This window comes from Pedobacter sp. 22163 (assembly GCF_052045595.1).
GTDB lineage: Bacteria > Bacteroidota > Bacteroidia > Sphingobacteriales > Sphingobacteriaceae > Pedobacter.
Map to the genome: position 1 here is coordinate 433,843 of NZ_JBQEPM010000002.1, position 19,383 is coordinate 453,225.

General features: G+C 38.3%; 17 protein-coding genes. 12 read left to right on the forward strand and 5 right to left on the reverse strand.

Going from position 1 to position 19,383, the window contains the following annotated elements; translation table 11 throughout:
- Window positions 1-9: 9 nt before the first annotated feature.
- A complete protein-coding gene (locus tag ACTJKN_RS06315; RefSeq protein WP_440823501.1) occupies window positions 10-819 on the reverse strand; it encodes a helix-turn-helix domain-containing protein in 810 nt (269 codons plus the stop codon).
- A gap of 264 nt (window positions 820-1,083) precedes the next feature.
- On the reverse strand, window positions 1,084-1,407 hold the full coding sequence (locus ACTJKN_RS06320; RefSeq protein ID WP_440823502.1) for a nuclear transport factor 2 family protein: 324 nt from the start codon (window positions 1,405-1,407) through the stop codon (window positions 1,084-1,086).
- A gap of 138 nt (window positions 1,408-1,545) precedes the next feature.
- On the opposite strand from ACTJKN_RS06320, the gene ACTJKN_RS06325 reads away from it, so the two are divergent.
- Window positions 1,546-1,911, forward strand: a complete 366-nt coding sequence (locus tag ACTJKN_RS06325; protein WP_440823503.1) for a winged helix-turn-helix transcriptional regulator — start codon at window positions 1,546-1,548, stop codon at window positions 1,909-1,911.
- 100 nt (window positions 1,912-2,011) lie between these two features.
- On the opposite strand, the gene ACTJKN_RS06330 is transcribed toward ACTJKN_RS06325, so the two are convergent.
- Window positions 2,012-2,806, reverse strand: a complete 795-nt coding sequence (locus ACTJKN_RS06330) for an SDR family oxidoreductase (protein ID WP_440823504.1) — start codon at window positions 2,804-2,806, stop codon at window positions 2,012-2,014.
- Window positions 2,807-3,155: 349 nt separating this feature from the next.
- Between ACTJKN_RS06330 and ACTJKN_RS06335 the strand changes: the two genes are divergently transcribed.
- The 6 genes from ACTJKN_RS06335 to ACTJKN_RS06360 all read left to right on the forward strand — a co-directional run bounded on the left by ACTJKN_RS06335 (window position 3,156) and on the right by ACTJKN_RS06360 (window position 12,940).
- On the forward strand, window positions 3,156-4,064 hold the full coding sequence (locus ACTJKN_RS06335; RefSeq protein WP_440823505.1) for an alpha/beta fold hydrolase: 909 nt from the start codon (window positions 3,156-3,158) through the stop codon (window positions 4,062-4,064).
- A gap of 120 nt (window positions 4,065-4,184) precedes the next feature.
- The gene (locus ACTJKN_RS06340) at window positions 4,185-5,057 is read left to right on the forward strand and encodes a helix-turn-helix domain-containing protein (RefSeq protein ID WP_440823506.1); all 873 of its coding nucleotides are present in this window, start codon (window positions 4,185-4,187) and stop codon (window positions 5,055-5,057) included.
- A gap of 93 nt (window positions 5,058-5,150) precedes the next feature.
- The gene (locus ACTJKN_RS06345) at window positions 5,151-5,900 is read left to right on the forward strand and encodes a hypothetical protein (RefSeq protein WP_440823507.1); all 750 of its coding nucleotides are present in this window, start codon (window positions 5,151-5,153) and stop codon (window positions 5,898-5,900) included.
- Between the two features lie 517 nt (window positions 5,901-6,417).
- Window positions 6,418-7,947 (forward strand): reverse transcriptase family protein, encoded by a 1,530-nt coding sequence (locus ACTJKN_RS06350; protein WP_440823508.1) that lies wholly within the window; start codon window positions 6,418-6,420, stop codon window positions 7,945-7,947.
- Between the two features lie 9 nt (window positions 7,948-7,956).
- Window positions 7,957-11,298, forward strand: a complete 3,342-nt coding sequence (locus ACTJKN_RS06355) for a hypothetical protein (protein WP_440823509.1) — start codon at window positions 7,957-7,959, stop codon at window positions 11,296-11,298.
- Window positions 11,282-12,940, forward strand: coding sequence for a hypothetical protein (locus ACTJKN_RS06360; RefSeq protein ID WP_440823510.1), 1,659 nt, complete (start codon window positions 11,282-11,284; stop codon window positions 12,938-12,940). The genes ACTJKN_RS06355 and ACTJKN_RS06360 overlap by 17 nt, the downstream gene beginning before the upstream one ends.
- Window positions 12,941-13,150: 210 nt before the next feature.
- Here the strand turns inward: ACTJKN_RS06360 and ACTJKN_RS06365 are convergent, their stop codons facing one another.
- Window positions 13,151-14,053 (reverse strand): DMT family transporter, encoded by a 903-nt coding sequence (locus ACTJKN_RS06365; protein WP_440823511.1) that lies wholly within the window; start codon window positions 14,051-14,053, stop codon window positions 13,151-13,153.
- On the reverse strand, window positions 14,053-14,598 hold the full coding sequence (locus ACTJKN_RS06370) for a GNAT family N-acetyltransferase (RefSeq protein WP_440823512.1): 546 nt from the start codon (window positions 14,596-14,598) through the stop codon (window positions 14,053-14,055). The genes ACTJKN_RS06365 and ACTJKN_RS06370 overlap by 1 nt, the downstream gene beginning before the upstream one ends.
- 72 nt (window positions 14,599-14,670) lie before the next feature.
- On the opposite strand from ACTJKN_RS06370, the gene ACTJKN_RS06375 reads away from it, so the two are divergent.
- The 5 genes from ACTJKN_RS06375 (at window position 14,671) to eboC (ending at window position 19,369) form a co-directional block, all read left to right on the forward strand.
- Window positions 14,671-15,537 (forward strand): LysR family transcriptional regulator, encoded by an 867-nt coding sequence (locus tag ACTJKN_RS06375; protein ID WP_440823513.1) that lies wholly within the window; start codon window positions 14,671-14,673, stop codon window positions 15,535-15,537.
- A gap of 676 nt (window positions 15,538-16,213) precedes the next feature.
- Window positions 16,214-16,594 (forward strand): transmembrane 220 family protein, encoded by a 381-nt coding sequence (locus tag ACTJKN_RS06380; protein ID WP_440823514.1) that lies wholly within the window; start codon window positions 16,214-16,216, stop codon window positions 16,592-16,594.
- A gap of 16 nt (window positions 16,595-16,610) precedes the next feature.
- The gene (locus ACTJKN_RS06385) at window positions 16,611-17,468 is read left to right on the forward strand and encodes an EboA domain-containing protein (RefSeq protein WP_440823515.1); all 858 of its coding nucleotides are present in this window, start codon (window positions 16,611-16,613) and stop codon (window positions 17,466-17,468) included.
- Between the two features lie 26 nt (window positions 17,469-17,494).
- On the forward strand, window positions 17,495-18,481 hold the full coding sequence (locus tag ACTJKN_RS06390; RefSeq protein ID WP_440823516.1) for a TatD family hydrolase: 987 nt from the start codon (window positions 17,495-17,497) through the stop codon (window positions 18,479-18,481).
- A gap of 3 nt (window positions 18,482-18,484) precedes the next feature.
- Complete coding sequence (gene eboC / locus ACTJKN_RS06395) at window positions 18,485-19,369, forward strand: UbiA-like protein EboC (protein ID WP_440823517.1); 885 nt, start codon at window positions 18,485-18,487, stop codon at window positions 19,367-19,369.
- The last annotated feature ends 14 nt before the right edge of the window (window positions 19,370-19,383 follow it).

Sequence of the window (19,383 nt, forward strand, 5' to 3'; positions counted from 1 at the left end):
TGTTACCAACTATGTAAAAAGCCAAACATTTTTATTTGCCGTGTTCACATTTTTAAAGAAAAGATTGGGATTGATTTCTGTAAGGGATTTGAAATCTTTGATAAGATGAGATTGATCAAAAAAAAGGTTCTCGTACGACAGTTCAGTTAGGCTTTTTAAACCTTGATATTTGTTAATTACGTTTCTGAACCGGAATATTTTCCTGTATTCAATTAGAGACTTGCCTAAGTTCTTCTGAACTAAATTGTTTAGATGCTTTCTAGAAATATGATGTTTTTTAGCAATGTCTTCGATCTTGATGTTAGACTCCGTGTCTAATAAGATAGTTTTCATAAATGCCAGGTCTTTCGTCATCAATTTTGATAACCAATAATTTTCAAGGGCATCTATTTGCAATGGTCTTTTGTCAATGTGAAAAATTTTACCCATTTCATCTTTAAAATCTAAAAATTGTGGAATAAATTCTGTCATTTTTTTTTGAGAGAACATTGTTTCCAGATTATCTACAAAATAATTAATACCTAGCGGTTTGAAGTAAATGGTAATCTCTTGGAAGGGTCCTGTATAATGCACTTCTATTGGATTTCTGTAACGATACGCGAAACTCGCATATATATTGTTATCACAAGAGGGCTCTATAGAAATTTTATTAATGTCTAGTTTTACTTTAGAATTAAGGTTTACGGTAACAATACCATAATTGTTTGGGAATGTCGTGTAAGCTTTAATAGCTCCAGGTCCATGATCGTTTAAAAAATAATAACCTTCAATATATTGTTTTAAGATGTCGTTTTCTGGCGTGTAAAAATGTAATTCCAAGGTGTTTTTTTTAAAATCTATTTATAGTAAATAGACACGCAAAAAACCTTAAAGTGACAGAATGTATTGATTTAGTTTTATTTAGGAAATGTTGAAGGAGAAATGCAAAACTACTTCTTTTCACATATGCCATTTTTTGTTCTATTATAATCTAGTCAAGGCGATTAATTGAAAATCACCTTGACTTTTAACACCTGATTAAATGAACTCTTTTCTCTCCAAATCCTCGATGATAGGCTTTGTAAGCAAAAGAAATGTTTAACACTAGCCAGTAACGTTAAGCGATTGAATTAAACCCTCCTGAAGAACAAGGTTAAAGTTAAGAATGACCGGGCTACCTGGAAATGTTCCCGAAATCTCAGCTGCAAATACCGAACCCTTTTCATCTTCCTTATAACTAATCGGTTTTAAAGTAGCATGATATTGTTGGTTCGAATTTTCAATCCATTTTTGAATTGCTGCCCTTCCAATATGGTTCTTTCCTTCGTCGAATACTTCGGCATTTTCTGAAAAAAGTGAAGAATAAGCTACAGCATCATGGCTGTTTTGCGCTGCAATTAGGTCTGTTATAAAATTTGGTAAGTTCATGATATTTGTTTTTAGATTAACTTATTGTTGTACAAATTTCGGTGGTACTGGCGTGATGCACAAGTAGGGCATTACGATTCGAATAGGGAAAAATTTATCCGTATTGTTTCATTAATGGCCTGGATGTATCTTTGTTAGATGTATGAGAAAAAAACTTTTCCCAATTTAAACTGTGGCCTCGATTTAGTTGGAGAGGTGCTTTATGGCAAATGGAAAATGCGGTTATTGTGGTTTATCAACGAGGGTTATTTGCGCCCGAGCGAGCTGCAGCGTAAAATACCAGATGCAAGTCGTAGGGTAATCAATATTCAGCTAAAAGAGCTTGAAGATCATGAATTGGTTATCAGAACAATCTATCCGGTGATGCCACCAAAGGTAGAGTATTCGCTTACTGCGTTTGGCAAAACCTTGATCCCGGTGATCGCTGCTATTGGAAATTGGGGAGATGAGTATCAGGACAGTTTGAAGCGTGTGATTCTGAAAGGATATCCGCAGTTGACCTGATTTTTTCTGAGTGAGTATCAGCTAAATTATGCCCAGGTTGATTTCAGTCAGTATTTTAAACTTATTCCAAATGCAACCCAGGCTGGTATTGTTATAATTTTTAAATGGTGGGTATGGTGCCTCCATCAATTACAAATTCGGTTCCGGTAAGGTAACTTGCCCTTGGCGAAACAAGAAACCCAACCATTTCTGCCACATCTTCTGGCATGGCAGGTCGGCCGTATGGAATGCCGCCAAGTGCATCCATTACACTTTGTGTGGCCTGTTCTATCGAGATTTCTTTAGTCTGCGATATGCGTTCCATCATTCGCTTTGAGCTGTCTGTCATGATCCAGCCCGGAGAAACCGTTAAAACCCGAACTCCTTTTGGAGCAACTTCGTTAGAAAGTCCTTTGCTATAATTGATCAGTCCAGCCTTTGCTGCCGCATAGGGTAGTGTGCTTTCATATAAGGGAAGTTTACCTTGAATAGATGCGATATGGATAACCACACCTTTTTTTTGTCTGATCATTTGCGGCAAAAATGCCCTGTCTAATCTTACTGGCGCCAAAAGATTGGTTTGCAATGTTTCTTCCCAATGTTCATTGGTTAAATTAGCAAAACCACCCGCCGGCGTTTCTGAACCACCAAGGCTATTGATCAGGATATCGAGCCTGCCAAATTTTGATAATACCTCCGTTACTACTTTTGCTGTTCCAGCAGGCTTGCTCAGGTCTGCCGAAATAAAATACAGCTTTTCATTGGGCTCTTCAGGCGGGTTTCTTGCAGTGATGATTACTTGTGCCCCGGCGGCCAGTAGCCTTTCGGCAATTGCTTTTCCGGCGCCTTTGGTTCCACCTGTTACCAAGGCAATCTTGCCAGATAGTTCGTTGTTGAAATTAAATTCCCTTTCCATTGTATATATTTTTATACAAAATTCAGGTATACTATAGTTTCCTACAAGTACGGTATTACGATTCAAATAGCGTAAAATTTATCCCTATGCAATTGACATTTCCGTAATTGCTTTAATTAAATGTTCCCGGGATATTTGCTTTGGTATTATTAAGTATGACATGTGGGATAGGATAAAAATCCAATCATTCGTTGGTTATGGATTAAAATAAGTGCTATAAATATCATTTTAGGGAAAAATGTACAAGATTGTTGTCTGTTTATCCATTCCCTGGGCCTGGCGTTCTCCCCATCTTTGTATTGTAAACAAACAACAAATATTTCAAACCTTAATTTAAAAAAAAATAACAATGAAAAATCTAATCTTAACCGTAAGTCTAATCATCACTTTATTAACAAGCCAATCCGCTTTTTCACAAAGCAAAAGAGTTCCAGCTTCAGCCGGAAGGGCGGAATATATCGAAGTTGAGCCAGGTGTAAAACTTCATGTAACCGATCTTGGCGAAGGTCAACCCATTGTATTGATCCACGGATGGCCACTTAGCGATGAAATGTACCAATATCAATATCAGTACCTGGTAAGGAAAGGTTTCAGGGTAATCGGCATTACACTACGTGGTTTCGGTAAATCTGATAAACCTTATGGAAAATACAATTTCGATGTTTTTTCTGATGACATTTACGCCGTTCTCCATACCTTAAAAATTGAGAATGCTGTACTGGGTGGCTTTTCTATGGGTGGTGCCGTTACCATTCATTATATAAATAAGTATAAATCTGCACATGTGAGCAAACTTGCACTATTTGCGGCAGCTGCTCCATCATGGAAACAACGTGCAGATTACAGCTACGGAATATCTGAGGAAGGTGCTGCAGGACTGATCAAACAAACCATGACCAACAGGGAAGAGCTGATAGGTGGATTAGGCGCAGCATTTGCGGCAAAAGGTACCACACTTCAAAAAAATACAGAGAAATGGCTTGAAAATATCAACTTATCAGCAAGTCCGTATGTAGTTACCGAATCTATCAGTGCCCTTGGCGATCTGGATTTGCGCCCGGTGCTTAAGAACATAACCATCCCCGTAGCCATATTTCAGGGTACAAAAGATCAACTGATTGATTTTACCTTGGCTGAGCAATTGCATAAAGGCTTAAAAAACTCATATATCGTGAAATTTGAGAACAGCGGACACGCACTTTTTGTAGAAGAGATGGATAAATTCAATTCAGCGCTTGAGCAGTTTGCCAAAAAATAATTATAAGATTAGATTACTTGCAGGTTTAAATGCCCGCAGGTAATTTTTGCTTTAACCAAATATTGAAATCGTCACCAATAATGGTAATTTTATTTTTTAATCCCTTTTATTAACCCTTTCATGAAACAAAGCATTTTTGATGTAAACCTTAAAACCATCGGCATGGTAAATGTTGACTTAGAAAGTATTGAGGCCATCAATTCTGAAGCATACAAATCTTACATCAAGGTGCTTTATCTTAATGAAGGATTTGAAATAAAAGTAGACTTCAACGTTTACCACACTACTGGTCCAACCTTGTTCTTTATCAGTCCAAATCAGGTACTCAGCATCGAAAAACTTGGGAAGCAATCAGGTCGCCTGGTGTTCTACAACCGCGATTTCTATTGTATACAGTTGCATGATGAAGAAGTTGCTTGCGATGGACTCCTGTTCAATAACATCAATAATATGCCAATGACGGTGATACCCCAGCAGGATGCCACATTTATTGAATACCTGTTTTCCAGGATTGAGGATGAATTTGAACTGAAGGATGGATCGCTGGAAGAAATGATCAGGACTTACCTTAAACAGCTTTTGATCAAGTCTACCCGGTTATGGAAGGTGCAGCACCTGGATGGGGTGATGGCCGCCAGACCGAACAACGACCTTGAGTTTTTTAGGAAGTTTACCCAGTTGGTCGAAGCGAACTTTAAAGAAAAACATAATGTTGCCGATTATGCCGATCTGCTGGTGATAGCCCCGAAAACCCTTACCCATAGGTTCAAGCGGCTTAAGCTTCCTCAGCCGAACGAAATCATCAAAAACAGGATTATGCTGGAGGCAAAAAGATTGCTTATACATACAGACAGAACGGCAAAGGAGATTGCCTATACCCTTGGTTATGACGATCCTGCCTATTTCAGCAGATTGTTTTTTATCAAGACTGGTGAACCTCCATCTGGTTTTAGGTCTAAATACTTAAGTAAACACGAACCAAAACAGATTTAATCTTCAATGATCTTTTTATGTCATCGAATAAAAATTGAGCACTTTTGTTAGGCATTACGGCAGCGCCAGAAGAAAAAAATTAAATAATTAAACATGAAAGCTAAGCTTATTGTATTAGTGGCTACCATTATTTTAACATCGGTGAAAACCTTTGCCGGTTGGTACAATATTTACAATTACACAGGTTTAATCGACAGGTATCCGGTTACTTTATCTTTTCAGGTAAAAGAAGGTTATTTTGGTGAACCTGCCAAAAAACACTATAATGTTATTGGTGTGTATAAATACGATAAAGTTAATCATCCTATCAGGCTTGAGGGCGTTTTTAACCAAAGTACCCAGGAGCTTAAAATTTATGAAATTGGGACTAATAACAAGGTTTCTGCTACTTTTCACCTTAATTTTTCACCTCAGCAGCTCACAGGTAGCTGGAGCCGTGGTAAAAGTAAACTGAAGGTAAATCTCCGGCTTTTAAACAGACTCAGTGATCTTGCAGATGAAGCCTTCGATAACATCCAGATCCTTCAGTTTCCGTCTTTGCAGCATTATTATTTTATCGGTGTTTATGCTAAAAAGAGCAAATCTACCGAGGCGCACATGCGCGAATTAAAGATCATCAATAAGGAAACTAATAAAACCTTTCAGACCCTTAATTTTGAGCCTATCGAAACGCCCACGGGCAATGTTATGACCATCATTTACGATAACATTACGACGGGTAAAGGCAATGATTTTCTGATTTCCAATCAGATCGGCAGGGTTGGTGGATACCTTAACGTGAATTTTAATGTAAAGAACAAAAAGTTTGTTCTAAACCCGGAACCGGTTGCAGAAGGGTTGTAGAGCAATAAAAAACGCTTCGGATGTCAAAATATTCTTCCTGATCAGTATGCAGGTCTGGTATTTTGGTTGATGAAAAGGAAAAAGGGTGATTTGATTAATAATTAAGATTAAATTGGGTATTTCAGGGCAAATATCAAATCTGATTTCTTCCCCTTAAAACACCTCCCTTATTGTAAAAATAAAATTTGAGATTAACTTATAAATTAGTTTCAAAATCGAAATATTTATTTCTATATTGCCCATGGATTTAAAAAATACCTTGCTTTTTCTGAATAAGAAAATGGTGATGTTTCGTCATCGATGAACTAATATTTGACACTCGGCACTACCTGCAATCTTTATGGGGAGAACACGTACTATACGTACGGTTTCGGTTCCATACTCCACGAGTTTAACCGTACGTATAGTACGTGTTCTCTGGAGTTGATTGATATAGTCCTATGAAAATACGAAGGATTTTAAATTCGGGCCCTGTTTTATAAAAAAGACAGGGCTTTTTAACTAAATCAAGCTCCAAATGGCAGAAAAACTGAGCCGACAACAAATCTACGACCGTATTCGGGCTACCTCTAAAGAAAGTTATATCCTTGAAGAAATGCAACGTCTTGGTTTTTGGGAATCATCTGATACGCCAAGTTTACCAGAAGTTTTAATTAAACGGGAACTTGTTGCAAACCAGGAGCTGAGCAATCTTTTGGCGCAGGATCGGAAATATCAGAATCAAGAAGCCATGCTAAAAGAAATGCGTAAAGCACGCATGAAATTGGCAAAGGATAAACGAGCGTTAACCAAGCAAAAAAATAAACAAAAGAAAGATGATAAGGCTGCAAACTGGACGAATATTCAGCAACAGCAGATTATTTATTTGGGTAATGGGGTTTCAGGTGGCTTAAACCAAACCGAATCTGATGTAGAAACTTTACAGAAATTTAATCTGCCGGTTTTTAATCAAATTGTCGATTTTGCATCAGCCATTGGCGCAGATTTATCCACTTTACGATACTTGCTCTATCAAAGAAAAGTTTCCCGGATCAATCATTATCACACTTTCGAAATTCCTAAAAAAACAGGTGGGAAAAGGCTGATATCAGCACCAAAATCCAAATTAAAAGCTTTGCAACTCTGGGTATTGGAGAACATTTTGAACCGTATTGAAATTAATGATCATGTTCATGGCTTTATCAAAGAACGCTCCATCATCAGCAATGCGCAACCACATCTCGAAAAAGACATTGTTATTAATGTCGATTTAAAAGATTTCTTTCCAAGCATTAGTTACAAACGTGTAAAGGGCTTATTCCATAAATTGGGCTATTCAGAACAACTTGCTACAGTGTTTGGCCTAATTTGTACTTACGCAGAAACAGAACACGTAGAAATGGATGGCGTATCTTACTACGTGCAAAAAGGAGATCGTGTGCTACCGCAAGGTTCTCCTGCCAGTCCGGAAATTAGCAATTTAATCGCATTTAAACTTGATAAGAAAATTACAGGATTAGCATCGAAATTCAACTTTGTTTATACCCGGTATGCTGATGATTTAAGTTTTTCAACATCAAAAGATAACGAAAAAAATATAGCTGGTTTACTGTTTTTTCTCAAAAAAATTATAGAATCAGAAGGTTTTACCATGCACCCTGCCAAAACGCATATCATGCGAAAAGGCAATCTGCAGAAAGTTACAGGCATTGTTGTAAATGAAAAATTAAATGTTCAGCGGGATCAGTTGCGCAAATTTAGAGCGCTTTTGCACAATATAGAATCACATGGTTGGAACGGACAGAAATGGGGTAATGCTAAAAACCTGATTAATGCTGTAGAGGGTTACATCAATTTCGTGAAAATGGTAAATAAGAGCAAAGCTGCTGCTTTTAAAGTTCAGCTCGAAAATATTGTTGCTAAACATGGTTATCCAGCTATTGAGAAAGAGCTTGTTGAAGTTAAAATTGAAACTATTGTAGCTGAAATAGTGACTGAGGTTAAGTTGGAAACTCCCATAAAACCATCAAATGATGCCAAACAGTACGATTGGTGGAACATTCTTTAAACGTTTTGTATGAAACTCATTAAACAAAGTAAATTATTTTTTAAAGAAGGGAAATCTGATAAGGTATATGAGATTGATCTTTGCGAGCTTTCTGCAAACGAATTCCTGGTGAATTTTAGATACGGTAGAAGAGGAAGTACACTTAAAGAAGGAACTAAAACACCTGCTGCATTACCTTTAGCTAATGCTGAAGTCCTTTTTGCAGAATTGGAAAACGAAAAACGCAAAAAAGGTTATCAGACCGAAACGGAAGTATTTATGGAACTCCCATCCTTAGATATGGTTGAGCCCGATACTTTAAATGGTACAATTTTGCAGCGCCTGCAGGATGCTGTAGTTGGTAGAAACAGTTTCAGAACCGAATGGAAAACCAGTCGGGTAATTTGGAAAGCCGGCATGTTAAACGTGCAAGAGGCTATTCCGTTTATCATCAAGCTGGCAACAAGAGGGAACGAAATGCAAACTTACGCGGCCTTATATGCGTTAACGAAATTAAATGCGGTTACAGCCGGGCCACTGTTTATAGCTTTGGCTAATAATATTAAGCAAAAAAGTCATATCATAAACATGGCTTTTGAGGGGCTCCTGACGATTACTAATGATGCTGAACAACAAAAAATCAGCAATCAGTTATTAGAAAAGCTACCTGCAGAAATAAGATATGCTGTAGAAACAAACAATTTAGAATTGCTTAAGGCCACTTTAGACCAAAGTGTAAAAGATAAAGCGGTAGATTATTTTACCACCTTTTATTTATTATGCAAAGTGCAACCAACTTTGTTGCCCATACTTAATAGTATATTGAAAGCCTGCCCGTACAAACCACCGTTTTTTAAACATCTGAGGGCAATTTATAAGCTGGCGCAGTTAAGAAACGATGTAACAACTTTGGCTATTTTATTTTATGGTTTCGAGAAACAACCCGCTATGTTTAGGCGAACATATTCGCTTGATTCTAATTACAGGCAATATTTAACCGCTATCGACCTCACGGTTAAGGTAGGTGCAGAGCTTAAAAACAAAGATAGTAAGCTCGCATTTTCGCAATACACTAAAGCCTATTTTCAGAAAAATGCCGTGGAATTTCTTAAAAGTGCCGGAGCAACCAAAGATGCTTCAGCCTATTTAAAACTTGCAGTTAATACTTTACTGCAGTATAAAGAAAAAGATTATTCTATTGCCGAAGAAAAGCCATTAAGTGAATATGGGCGGTATAATTATAAAACGAAACAATACACTTATTTAATTGTCAATTATCCCGAATGTTCGGAATCGCTACTGCTTTCTACCATCCTTTTTGGGAATGATCCGAAGCGCCAATTGCAATCTAATTTAAGGTTTATAATCGACAGTAGAACAGTAACCAGCCCTGATTACTATTACAATGCGGCCAATGTTCGAGCGGTAGCTGCCAGATCAAATACAGGTTTTAATAGTGATAACGGTGTTTCGGTAATTGATGCGGCTAAGAATATTTTTAAAAGCTTATTTGGTAAGAAAAATGTAACACCACCACCTCTGCCAGTGGTTGAGCAAGATACTACTCCAAAAACAGAAGCAAAAAGTGTGTCGCGTTTGGAGCTGTACCCTGAGCTTTGGGATGCTATGCCTCAAGCTTATATACAATTGTTGATGCAAGCTGAGATGAATAGAATACATCTTTTTGCCTACGAAAGGTTAATTGCCCATGCACAATACGAAGAGATTATCCAGCGTTTTGATGAACGTTCGATTTTGCAATTGTTAAATAGTAAATTCGATTTGCCAAATCAGTTTGGGTTTGAAATACTAAAAAACGAAGAAAGCAAGCTGGCTCAAAACCCTGTTTTTGTGGCAGAAATATTGGCTTGCAATAGTAGCGACGCCAGGCTTTGGGCGCAAGAATTGGTTAGCCGGAATATAGGATTGTATTTTAATGATATTGAATTTTTGTTGATTGTGCTATTTAATGCTCAAGAGGAATGCAAAAATTGGATCAGTGAAACATTACAGAAAAATCTGTTTTCTGAGGATAGGAAGCAGGCTGTTTTGGGTAAAGTGATTACTGAGCTACTTCATTTTGAAAATACAGACGGCAACAATCTTCAAGCTAAAAATGCTATTGATCGTTTAGGTTTGTTTGCTGAAACGCAAATGGAAAGATTGAGTTGGAGTATTGTAGAGCAGTTAATATCATCAGTATTAAATGCCAATAAAATTTTGGCGGCAAAAATATTATTGAATAAAGTTAAAAAGGTTTCTCCAACGGAAATTCCGATCTCTTTAACAAAAATGTTATTGCTTAGTGAATTTCCTGAAGTTCGCGATGGTGGTATCGAGCTATTAAATCAATATCCTGAACATTTTGTTGATGAAAATATCCAATTGTTATTCAGCCTGATTGATAGTGGCGATGAGAAAGTTTTGGATGCTGTATTTAAAATTATCGGGAAGTTATTTGCTCATCAATCCGAAATTGGGAATACTATTGTGCCACATTTTGCTTATGCTTTGATGCGTAAAGAGAAGTTTGAAGGTGCACATACGAGGTTAAGCGAATTTTTACTGCAAAATTTAAAGCCGTATTGGAGCAGTGGCTTACAACCAAAAGAGATTACAAAACTGGTTCATGCACAATACCGGATTAGTCAGTTGGCAGGCTATGAAATTCTGAAAACTTATGGTAACCCGGATCGTTTTTCTTTGCGGCAGATTATTTCTTTTGGTAGTCATGAAATCCTTGCCATCCGCCAATGGAGCTGGAATTATTTCAAGCAACATGTACCGCGGATCCGAGCGGAGAGGAATCAGTCACTTTACCTGTTAGATTCGAAATGGGAGGATACCAGGGCTTATGCTTTTCATTTTTTTAAAACTGAGTTTACTGAAGCAGATTGGGAGCCAGATGCTTTAATCGCGATTGTAGATTCGATCAGACCAGATGTTGAAAGCTTTGGCAAGGAGATGATTACCCGGTTTTTCAATGCAGCACATGCCATAGATTATTTAACGAAATTAAGCGAGCATCCAAGTGTAAATGTTCAGGCTTTTGTAAGTAGCTACCTATCCATGTACGCTAAAGATAAACCTGATTTGCTGCGGGAGTTAACGTTTTATTTCCGTTCGGCACTTACCCGTGTTAACAAAGGTAGGGTTGCAAAGGATCGTATTTTTAACTTTCTACATCAGGAATCGATAAAGAATGCGGAAACTTCAATTTGGGCAATAAGTATTTTGGATGATGTTTCAGCACAATCAACCATTCAGGATAAGGCTGTTTGTATCGATATTTTAACAAAAATTAAAACGCAATATCCAGATTTGGATATGCATCTCATCATCAAAAACGAAGCGCATGTTATTCAATTATAAATATAGCGGAAATACTTCCATCAGTAATGATGCGAATGAAACAGCAATGCGTTTTGCGCCTGATGCACTGCGTGATCCAACTTTTTTTGTTGGAAAATTAAATAAAAAGATTGCATTTCGTGAGGCAATATCTGCATTGCATGATGTAGTTGTTTCCGACCTTCGTTACAAACCGAAAGATAAAGCTGAATATAAAGCATGGGCTGAAGAACAGGAAAAACTTTGGTTAGGCGAATACATGGCTGGTTTCCAGATTGAACAGGTGAGAAATCGCATTGAAGAAATTAGAAATGATTTAAAGCAGATTTATCGGGAAAAAGATCGGGTACTAGGGCCATTTAACAAAGCAAAGAGCAGGTACTTCGATTACTTGTATAAAAATGATCGCGATGCATGGGTTGTTCTTGATCCTGTGATTACTGTTCATCCTGATGAGTTGTTTTTCGAATGTTTTAGTCAAGATGAGTCTTCATATGGCAAGCTAAGCTGTAACTATAATGTGTTTACAGAAATTAATGAATTTAAATGTGGTACAACCAATATTGATTACTCGGCAGAATTATATGGCGAATTTCAAAAGATAAGGGGTTATAAGGATACCTCATTTAAAATTGATCCTTCGGGATTTGAGGCGAAAACCACTAACGAAGAGGTTTATAAAGAGGTTAAAATAGATTTACCAGATTCGTGGGTAAGGGGCTTTTTGCAGGTGAGTGCAGCAATGACTTTGCCCGCAACTGCATTCGAATTGCACCCGATGGATGTTTTTAGTCTTTGCCAATACTTACGCCGTTTTAAAGAAACTGCCGGGCCACGCGCTTTACGGTTTATTTTAGCGCCAGGCCAACCAGTACGCCTGGTTATTGAGCCTTGGTATGAAACCTTAACTTTCCATCGCTCTATTTATACCGGTTCGGAGGAAAAGACAATCAGGATTTGGGGCAGAAGAAGGTTGATGATTCTGGAACGTTTAATTCCGATTGCAAAAAGTTTTAAAGTAGTTTTATTGGGTTCTGGTTTGCCTTCTTTTTTTATGGCCGATTTAGGCGATATGACTTTTACGCTTGGATTATCAGGCTGGACAAATAACGACTGGAGCAGGGCTGGTAATTTCGACTTGATGGCACCTCGTGGAAATGTAGATATATTAACCAAACAACAGGTTTTTACTACTTTAAAAGAAACCTGGTTTGCATCGACAGCAGATATAACAACAAAAACCGGACTAAGCGCTGCTGTGGTTTCGTCGGCATTAACAGCTTACACGCAGGCAGGGCGTGTAATTTACGATTTGAAACAGGGTGTTTATCGTGTAAGAGAGCTAAGCCAGGAACCGCTTGATTTTACTGCTTTACGTTTTGGTAGCGAGCAAGAAAAAATTGCGAACGAATTTATAGCGAAAGATCATGTGAAAATAGCCACCAAAATAGAAAATGATGTACTGGAAATAAAAGGTAAAGTAAAAACTAAAAATGAAACTTTTAGTACGCTGGCTTTGATTGATAAAGATCAACGTTTAATAGATGGTGCTTGCGAGTGCGCTTTTTATCTAAGCAATAAACTTAAAAAAGGACCGTGTGAGCATATTTTGGCAACGAGAATGATGTTGCAGAATAATGCGGTTAAAGTTGCAGCTAACTAAAAAATATTTTCATTGAGGTGTATCTATCAGCTAGCAATAACAGGTTTCTAAAATCAGGTACCGCTCCCGTGCATGCTCAAACGTTATGTTAAGCGTTTTTAACCACAGATGCACACAGATAAACACGGATTTTCATATCTGTGTGCATCCTTCCTATCTGTGGTTAAATTATTATTACTTGTGCCGAACTCCTAGCTTAATAAAATAAGCCTAATATTTTTTCTCCTTCGATACCTTAAGCATTGCAAATGGGGTTGGCGTTCTCCACTTCAGTTCGGAGATCAGCGTTGCCAAAAATATCATTCCGCCTCCAATCAATAACCTTGAAGTAATTTCTTCGCCCAAAATAAAGTGTGCCGCGAAAGCGCCGAAAATAGGTTCGAAAAGATAAATGATGGACACCCTTTCAGCGCTAATGTACTTTTGCGAAATATTCGATATGGTGTACATGTATGCCGTTGAAAATAGTGCGCAAAAAATAATGCCAATCCAAAATGTTTCCTGCTGAGGAATCCAGGTGGCGTTTCCCTGAATAAACGTTAATAGAAAAGTTAATATGGCACAAGTGGCAAACATAGGCACAATGGTCGGGATAATATCACCTGCCATCGATTCCTTTTCGATCTGGATTAAATATATGGCGAAACAAAAAGCACCGATAATGGTATATAAATCGCCGGTTCCAATACTGAATTTATCTGTAACGGATATTACAAAAAGGCCGATTAAAGCTGTAAATGCCGCAATCCATATTTTAAGTACTGCAGGTTTTCGATAAATAAAAAGTTTAATCACCGGAATCATTACAACGGTTATTCCAGCTACAAATGAACATTGTGATGCTGAAGTATGTGTAATGCCCAGTGTTTGCAAATAAATGCCCAGTACCAGCGGAATAGCCAAACCGGCGCCTTTTTTAATAGTGGTCCAATCGAGCTTTTTTACGTATTTCCAAAAAATAACCGATAAAACCATTGTGGCGAGTAAAAAACGGTAGAACAAAAACAGAACAGGCTGGTGCTGCCCGATTGCAAGTTTGGTAACAGAAAATGAAATTCCCCAGAACGCGGTACCCAGTATCAATAAGATCAAAAAGAGGTTTCTTTTTTCCATTAGGATACTTTTAATTCATTATCGTTAAGCAATACTTTTTTCATCATCAAATCTGTTTGCTCATCATCTCCAAGCCAAAACTTATGTTTGCCGAAAGGGGTAAAGCCATTTTTTTCGTAAAATCTTAATGCCCTGTAATTTTCTTCCCATACACCTAGCCATACATAACTGGCTTGCATTTCAAGCGCAATATCAATGGCTTTTTGGTAAAGCAACTGACCAACTTTTTGACCGTAAAATGCTTTCAAAAGGTAGATGCGTTCAATTTCAAGTGCATCAGGGTTTTGTTTTTCAGTTTGCGCTTGCCCGATGTTGATCTTTAAATAGCCAATAGCTTTTTCATCAAGCAGCGCGAAATAAAACTGAGAATCCTGATTGTTCAGTTCCCCTTTCAGTTTTTCTTCTGAAAAACCTTTTTCGAGGTAATCTTTCATGTTTGCTTCTGTATTTACGTCTGCGAAAGCTTCAGAAAATGTGGTTCTCCCGATCTCCTGTAATTTTTTGATATCAGCTAGTGTTGCCCTTTCGATTATGATCTGCTCCATGGCACGAATGTAACAACTCTTTAAATGTAATAAAATGCTATTTTTTCATTTATTAATGCGTATTTTGCATTAATGGATCTTCAGCGAATCAAGTATTTTTTGGCCTTAGCAGAACAGCTTCATTATTGGAAAACAGCTGAAAAGGTAAATATCACGCAGTCAGCCCTAACCCGCCAAATTCAGTCGCTCGAAAATGAATTGGGTCTGCAGCTCTTCGAACGTAATAAACGTAATGTAAAGCTCACTCCAGCGGGTAAATTCTTAAAAGAAAAATGGGAAGTCGAGTTAAGTGAGCTCGAATATATCCATCAGTTTGCAAAACAGATCCATTTAGGCGAGCGGGGAACCATTACCATTGCACATCCTGATTCTATATCAGCATCTATCATGCCTGATATTTTGGCTAAGATAACGCAGGCATTTCCACAGCTTCAAATTAAGCTGGTACAGGTTTTATATGAAAATCAACTGGATTTTCTAAAGAACTATAAAATTGATCTGGCCATTACGAGGGATATTACCAGTGAGCAGGGGATTAAATCAAAAAAAATCTACTCCGATCACCTGGCGCTGGTGGTTCCGTTAGCACATTCTTTTAAAAGATTTGAAGATTTATCTACGGAGCGCCTTAAAGCCCAAAAGTTTATCCTGCCGACCAAGGATGAGGGGAGTAGCTATAGTGAGATTATTCAGGCACTTTTCAAATCTTACGATTTTGTTCCTGATGTATTTCTACATTCCGAATTTGGATCTACGATTATTGCACTCGTACGGAAAGGCCTGGGGATAGCCATTTTACCTGATTCTTATATGCACCACCAAAGTCCCGGTTTACGGTTTATTCCCTTGCCTTTTAAAACCGATATATTGATTAATTGGCGTGCCGATGACCATAATCCTGTGCTTGCGAATATTTTAAAGCTTGTTTTTGGTGATTAATTAAGATATACCCTGTTTAATCAGGAACTTAAATCACAAATAATTGTCAATCAGTATTTAATGCTTGCATGTTTTCATCCAGTTAGGCCATAGTAGGATATCCTCGTTCTACTCAAATCCGGCCTAACAAATTTTTCGGGTTCCACTGACCCAGCCAACCCACTGGCTTCGAAAGGAAAATTTTCAGCCGGTATTCTTTGTTTCTTTTTGACACCAAAAAGAAAGAGCCAATCGGCGGCGGCGAGCCGAGGCAAGACAGCGCCTAGGGCAAAAGAAACCAATTATGCGCCATTCATATTGATTTTTATAAAGTAAATTATCCCTCAGGATGATAATATTTTTTTGTTTCTCCTTGATTTAATAACATAGGATTCCGCCTGCACGGGAATGGCGACCAGACTAATGGGTTGCCATTGGTAGCTTGTCGAAGGATCAGCTTTAAATTCGTTTTGACAGCCCTACGGGACAATTTGTAAAAGTTCTCATTTTAAACAGTTTCTTAAACTGTGCCTGTATTTTAACATCTCCTGCATTCATTTTTAATCAAAAAAAACTTTTATAGCAGTATATAATTTACAATTTTTAAGCAAAAAAAGCATTCAGTTTAAATAACTTTGTTTTTCAATGAAAAAAATCAAGAAATCGATTTAGCTTGTTTTAAACCAAATAATTTAAAATGCTTTTAATTATTCTCAACATTATTTTTTGCATCTCGTTTTTAGGCTTTGCTTATGTAAATTTAAATGATAACGATGCTTTTCTTTGGGTATCTATCTATTTAAGTGCCTCAATATGCTGCGGATTGGCTGCGGCGGGTAAATTTTATCCTTTCGTGTATCTGTTTTTAACTGCTTTCTACTTAATTTATGCTGCTATCCTGTTCTTCGCAAAAGATGGTGTGCGAGATTGGATTACCAAATACAGACGCGAGAGCCTTGTGCAGAGCATGCAGGCCACAAAACCTTACATCGAGCAAACAAGAGAGTTTTTTGGCCTGTTGATTATTGCGGGGGCGTTGTTGATTAATTATTTTGTTTCGGCGGGTATCACCAGCTAATAGATTTAGATACTTTATGAAAGGTGATGATACGATGGCTATCCAAAAAGCTTTATCAGCTATAGTAAAAAGCAATGTAAGTGCAGATGGCCAAAATTGGTTGGAAAGTATAACACAATCCGCTGATCAAAGCAATAAGATCAGTCAGGCATTTGTGATGGTGCCGCGCAAAACCGGGAAAATCCTAATTCAACTTAACGAAGAGCAAAAGGTTTTAATAGAAGAGGCTGGGATCAGTTATATTAGCAACTGGACTGTCGATAGGCTTTGTCGCGTTTGGTTGCTGAGCACTTTAAATTCAATAGACCAGGAGAAACTTTACACAACCGTGGATCGGTTATTCCTGTCGGCGGAAATGAATGAGGCGGTGGCTTTGTATTCGGCCTTGCCGTTTTTAGCTCATCCTGAAATTTGGGTGAAACGATGTGCTGAAGGAATCAGGAGCAATATCGGGTCCGTTTTGGAAGCGATAATGGAAAACAATCCCTATCCTTCAGAAAATCTGGATGAAGCCGCCTGGAACCAATTGGTGCTGAAAGCATTTTTTACCGAAAAAAATATCAAGCTCATTATCGGTTTAGATAAACGGGCCAATCTGGAACTTGCATTAACTTTGATTGATTATGCAAAAGAACGTTGGGCTGCAAAACGGGCGGTAAACCCACAGCTTTGGCGCTTGATTGGCAAATTTATCAATGCTGAAATTTTTGAGACCCTTAAAATCGGTTTGCAGCATTACGACCAAATTGAGCAACGCGCTATTGCGCTTGCTGTTGCACAGTCTGAATATCAGCCGGCAAAAGATTATATTAACACTTTTCCTGAACTTAAGTTGGCCCTCTTGGAAGGGAACTTAAACTGGGATTCATTTTAACCATTAGAAATTCAAAACAGAAATATATGTGTTGCAGTAGTTCAATTGAAAGAGATAAAGCATTGATGGGGGAGCCTGAAGCGTTCGATATCAGTGCGGTAAAGGGAATGAAATTCTTCGACCCACATGTTCACATGACTTCGAGAACGACCGACGACTACCAGGCGATGGCCGATGCAGGAGTTGTTGCTTTGATAGAACCCGCATTTTGGCTGGGGCAGCCGCGTACCGGGTTAGATAGCTTCAGAGATTATTATAGTAGTCTGATCGGGTGGGAGCGCTTCCGCTCTTCTCAATTTGGCATTAAACATTATTGCACCATTGGGCTTAACTCAAGAGAAGCCAATAACGAAAGCCTGGCAGAGCAGGTAATGGAAATATTGCCCTTGTTTATCTATAAAGAAGGCGTAGTTGGCATAGGCGAAATCGGCTTCGACGATCAGACTGCAGCCGAAGAAAAATATTACAGATTGCAACTTCAGCTTGCTAAAGAAGCAGGTTTACCGGTTCAGGTGCATACACCACACCGCGATAAGAAAAAAGGTACACAACGCAGCATGGATATTGCTTTGGAGCATGGCCTTGATCCTTATAGCGTAATTATCGACCATAATAATGAAGAGACGGTAAAAGAGGTGTTAGATAGAGGCTTTTGGGCTGCTTTTACCATTTATCCGTTCACTAAAATGGGTAACGAGCGCATGGTAGAAATTGTAAAACAATATGGCGCGGAACGTATTATGGTAAATTCTGCTGCTGATTGGGGCATCAGCGATCCTTTAGCGGTGCCAAAAACTGCTGCTTTAATGAAAATGCGTGGTTTAAGCAATGAGGAAATTGAGCTGGTTACTTACCGCAATGCGATTACTGCATTTGCACAGAGCGGACAGCTGGATGAAGCCGATTTTAATGCACAAAAAAATGTAGACCTTACCGAGAAATTCGAGGGCAATACCATTTTGCGTGGCGGGCAACAGCCAAGAACAGATAAATCATCTATCATCATCAGCTAAGTATTGAAAAAAATAATTGTCTATCTGCGCATGATGCGCCCTGCCAATATTGTTACGTCAGTAGCCGATATTTTAGCAGGAATTGCCATTTCTGGTGTCTTAAGTAGTGGGTTTTCCACTCCATGGCTGTCTATTGTGTTTTTGGCCGCATCAACAGCCTGTTTGTATGGAGGAGGAATCGTTTTTAACGATGTTTTTGATGCCGATCTGGATAAAATAGAACGTCCGGAGCGGGCCATTCCCAGTGGGCTGATCAGCTTAAAAAATGCAACCATTTTGGGTAGCCTGTTACTCTTGGGTGGTATTACATTAGCTGCATTAAATAGTTTAACATCGGGATTATTGGCCCTTTTGGTGGCTGTTTTCGCTTTGCTTTATAATAAATTTGGTAAACACCATTCTTTTTTCGGCCCCTTGAATATGGGCTTATGCCGTGGCTTTAACCTGTTGCTGGGGTTGAGTATTGTGCCAGCAATGCTTTGCAGTCATTATTATTTGGCCATTATTCCGGTGATTTATATTTTCTCCATTACCATGACCAGCCGCGGCGAAGTTCACGGAGGCCATGCTAAAAACTTATATTTGGCTGCCTTTCTGTATGCAATCGTAATCTGCGCTATTGCTTATTTTGCTTTTGTTAACGATAGATTGCTGTGGTCGCTGCTGTTTCTGGTTCCATTTAGCTTTATGATTTTCAGGCCACTTTTAAAAGCAATAAAGGAGCCTATCGGTAAAAATATAGGCGGGGCGGTAAAAGCTGGCGTAATTTCACTTATTTTGATGGATGCAGCCTGGGCCGTGACTTTCGAGGCGCTGGTTCTGGCATTTATAATTGCGGCTTTATTGCCGTTATCGATGTGGCTTTCTAAATTATTCGCCGTTACTTAACCATCAAACACACA

Excerpts from the sequence above, each read along its gene's own strand:
- ACTJKN_RS06320 (WP_440823502.1), bottom strand. The coding sequence starts at position 1,407 with ATGAACTTACCAAATTTTATAACAGACCTAATTGCAGCGCAAAACAGC.
- ACTJKN_RS06325 (WP_440823503.1), top strand. The coding sequence starts at position 1,546 with ATGTATGAGAAAAAAACTTTTCCCAATTTAAACTGTGGCCTCGATTTA.
- ACTJKN_RS06330 (WP_440823504.1), bottom strand. The coding sequence starts at position 2,806 with ATGGAAAGGGAATTTAATTTCAACAACGAACTATCTGGCAAGATTGCC.
- ACTJKN_RS06335 (WP_440823505.1), top strand. The coding sequence starts at position 3,156 with ATGAAAAATCTAATCTTAACCGTAAGTCTAATCATCACTTTATTAACA.
- ACTJKN_RS06340 (WP_440823506.1), top strand. The coding sequence starts at position 4,185 with ATGAAACAAAGCATTTTTGATGTAAACCTTAAAACCATCGGCATGGTA.
- ACTJKN_RS06345 (WP_440823507.1), top strand. The coding sequence starts at position 5,151 with ATGAAAGCTAAGCTTATTGTATTAGTGGCTACCATTATTTTAACATCG.
- ACTJKN_RS06350 (WP_440823508.1), top strand. The coding sequence starts at position 6,418 with ATGGCAGAAAAACTGAGCCGACAACAAATCTACGACCGTATTCGGGCT.
- ACTJKN_RS06355 (WP_440823509.1), top strand. The coding sequence starts at position 7,957 with ATGAAACTCATTAAACAAAGTAAATTATTTTTTAAAGAAGGGAAATCT.
- ACTJKN_RS06360 (WP_440823510.1), top strand. The coding sequence starts at position 11,282 with ATGTTATTCAATTATAAATATAGCGGAAATACTTCCATCAGTAATGAT.
- ACTJKN_RS06365 (WP_440823511.1), bottom strand. The coding sequence starts at position 14,053 with ATGGAAAAAAGAAACCTCTTTTTGATCTTATTGATACTGGGTACCGCG.
- ACTJKN_RS06370 (WP_440823512.1), bottom strand. The coding sequence starts at position 14,598 with ATGGAGCAGATCATAATCGAAAGGGCAACACTAGCTGATATCAAAAAA.
- ACTJKN_RS06375 (WP_440823513.1), top strand. The coding sequence starts at position 14,671 with ATGGATCTTCAGCGAATCAAGTATTTTTTGGCCTTAGCAGAACAGCTT.
- ACTJKN_RS06380 (WP_440823514.1), top strand. The coding sequence starts at position 16,214 with ATGCTTTTAATTATTCTCAACATTATTTTTTGCATCTCGTTTTTAGGC.
- ACTJKN_RS06385 (WP_440823515.1), top strand. The coding sequence starts at position 16,611 with ATGAAAGGTGATGATACGATGGCTATCCAAAAAGCTTTATCAGCTATA.
- ACTJKN_RS06390 (WP_440823516.1), top strand. The coding sequence starts at position 17,495 with ATGTGTTGCAGTAGTTCAATTGAAAGAGATAAAGCATTGATGGGGGAG.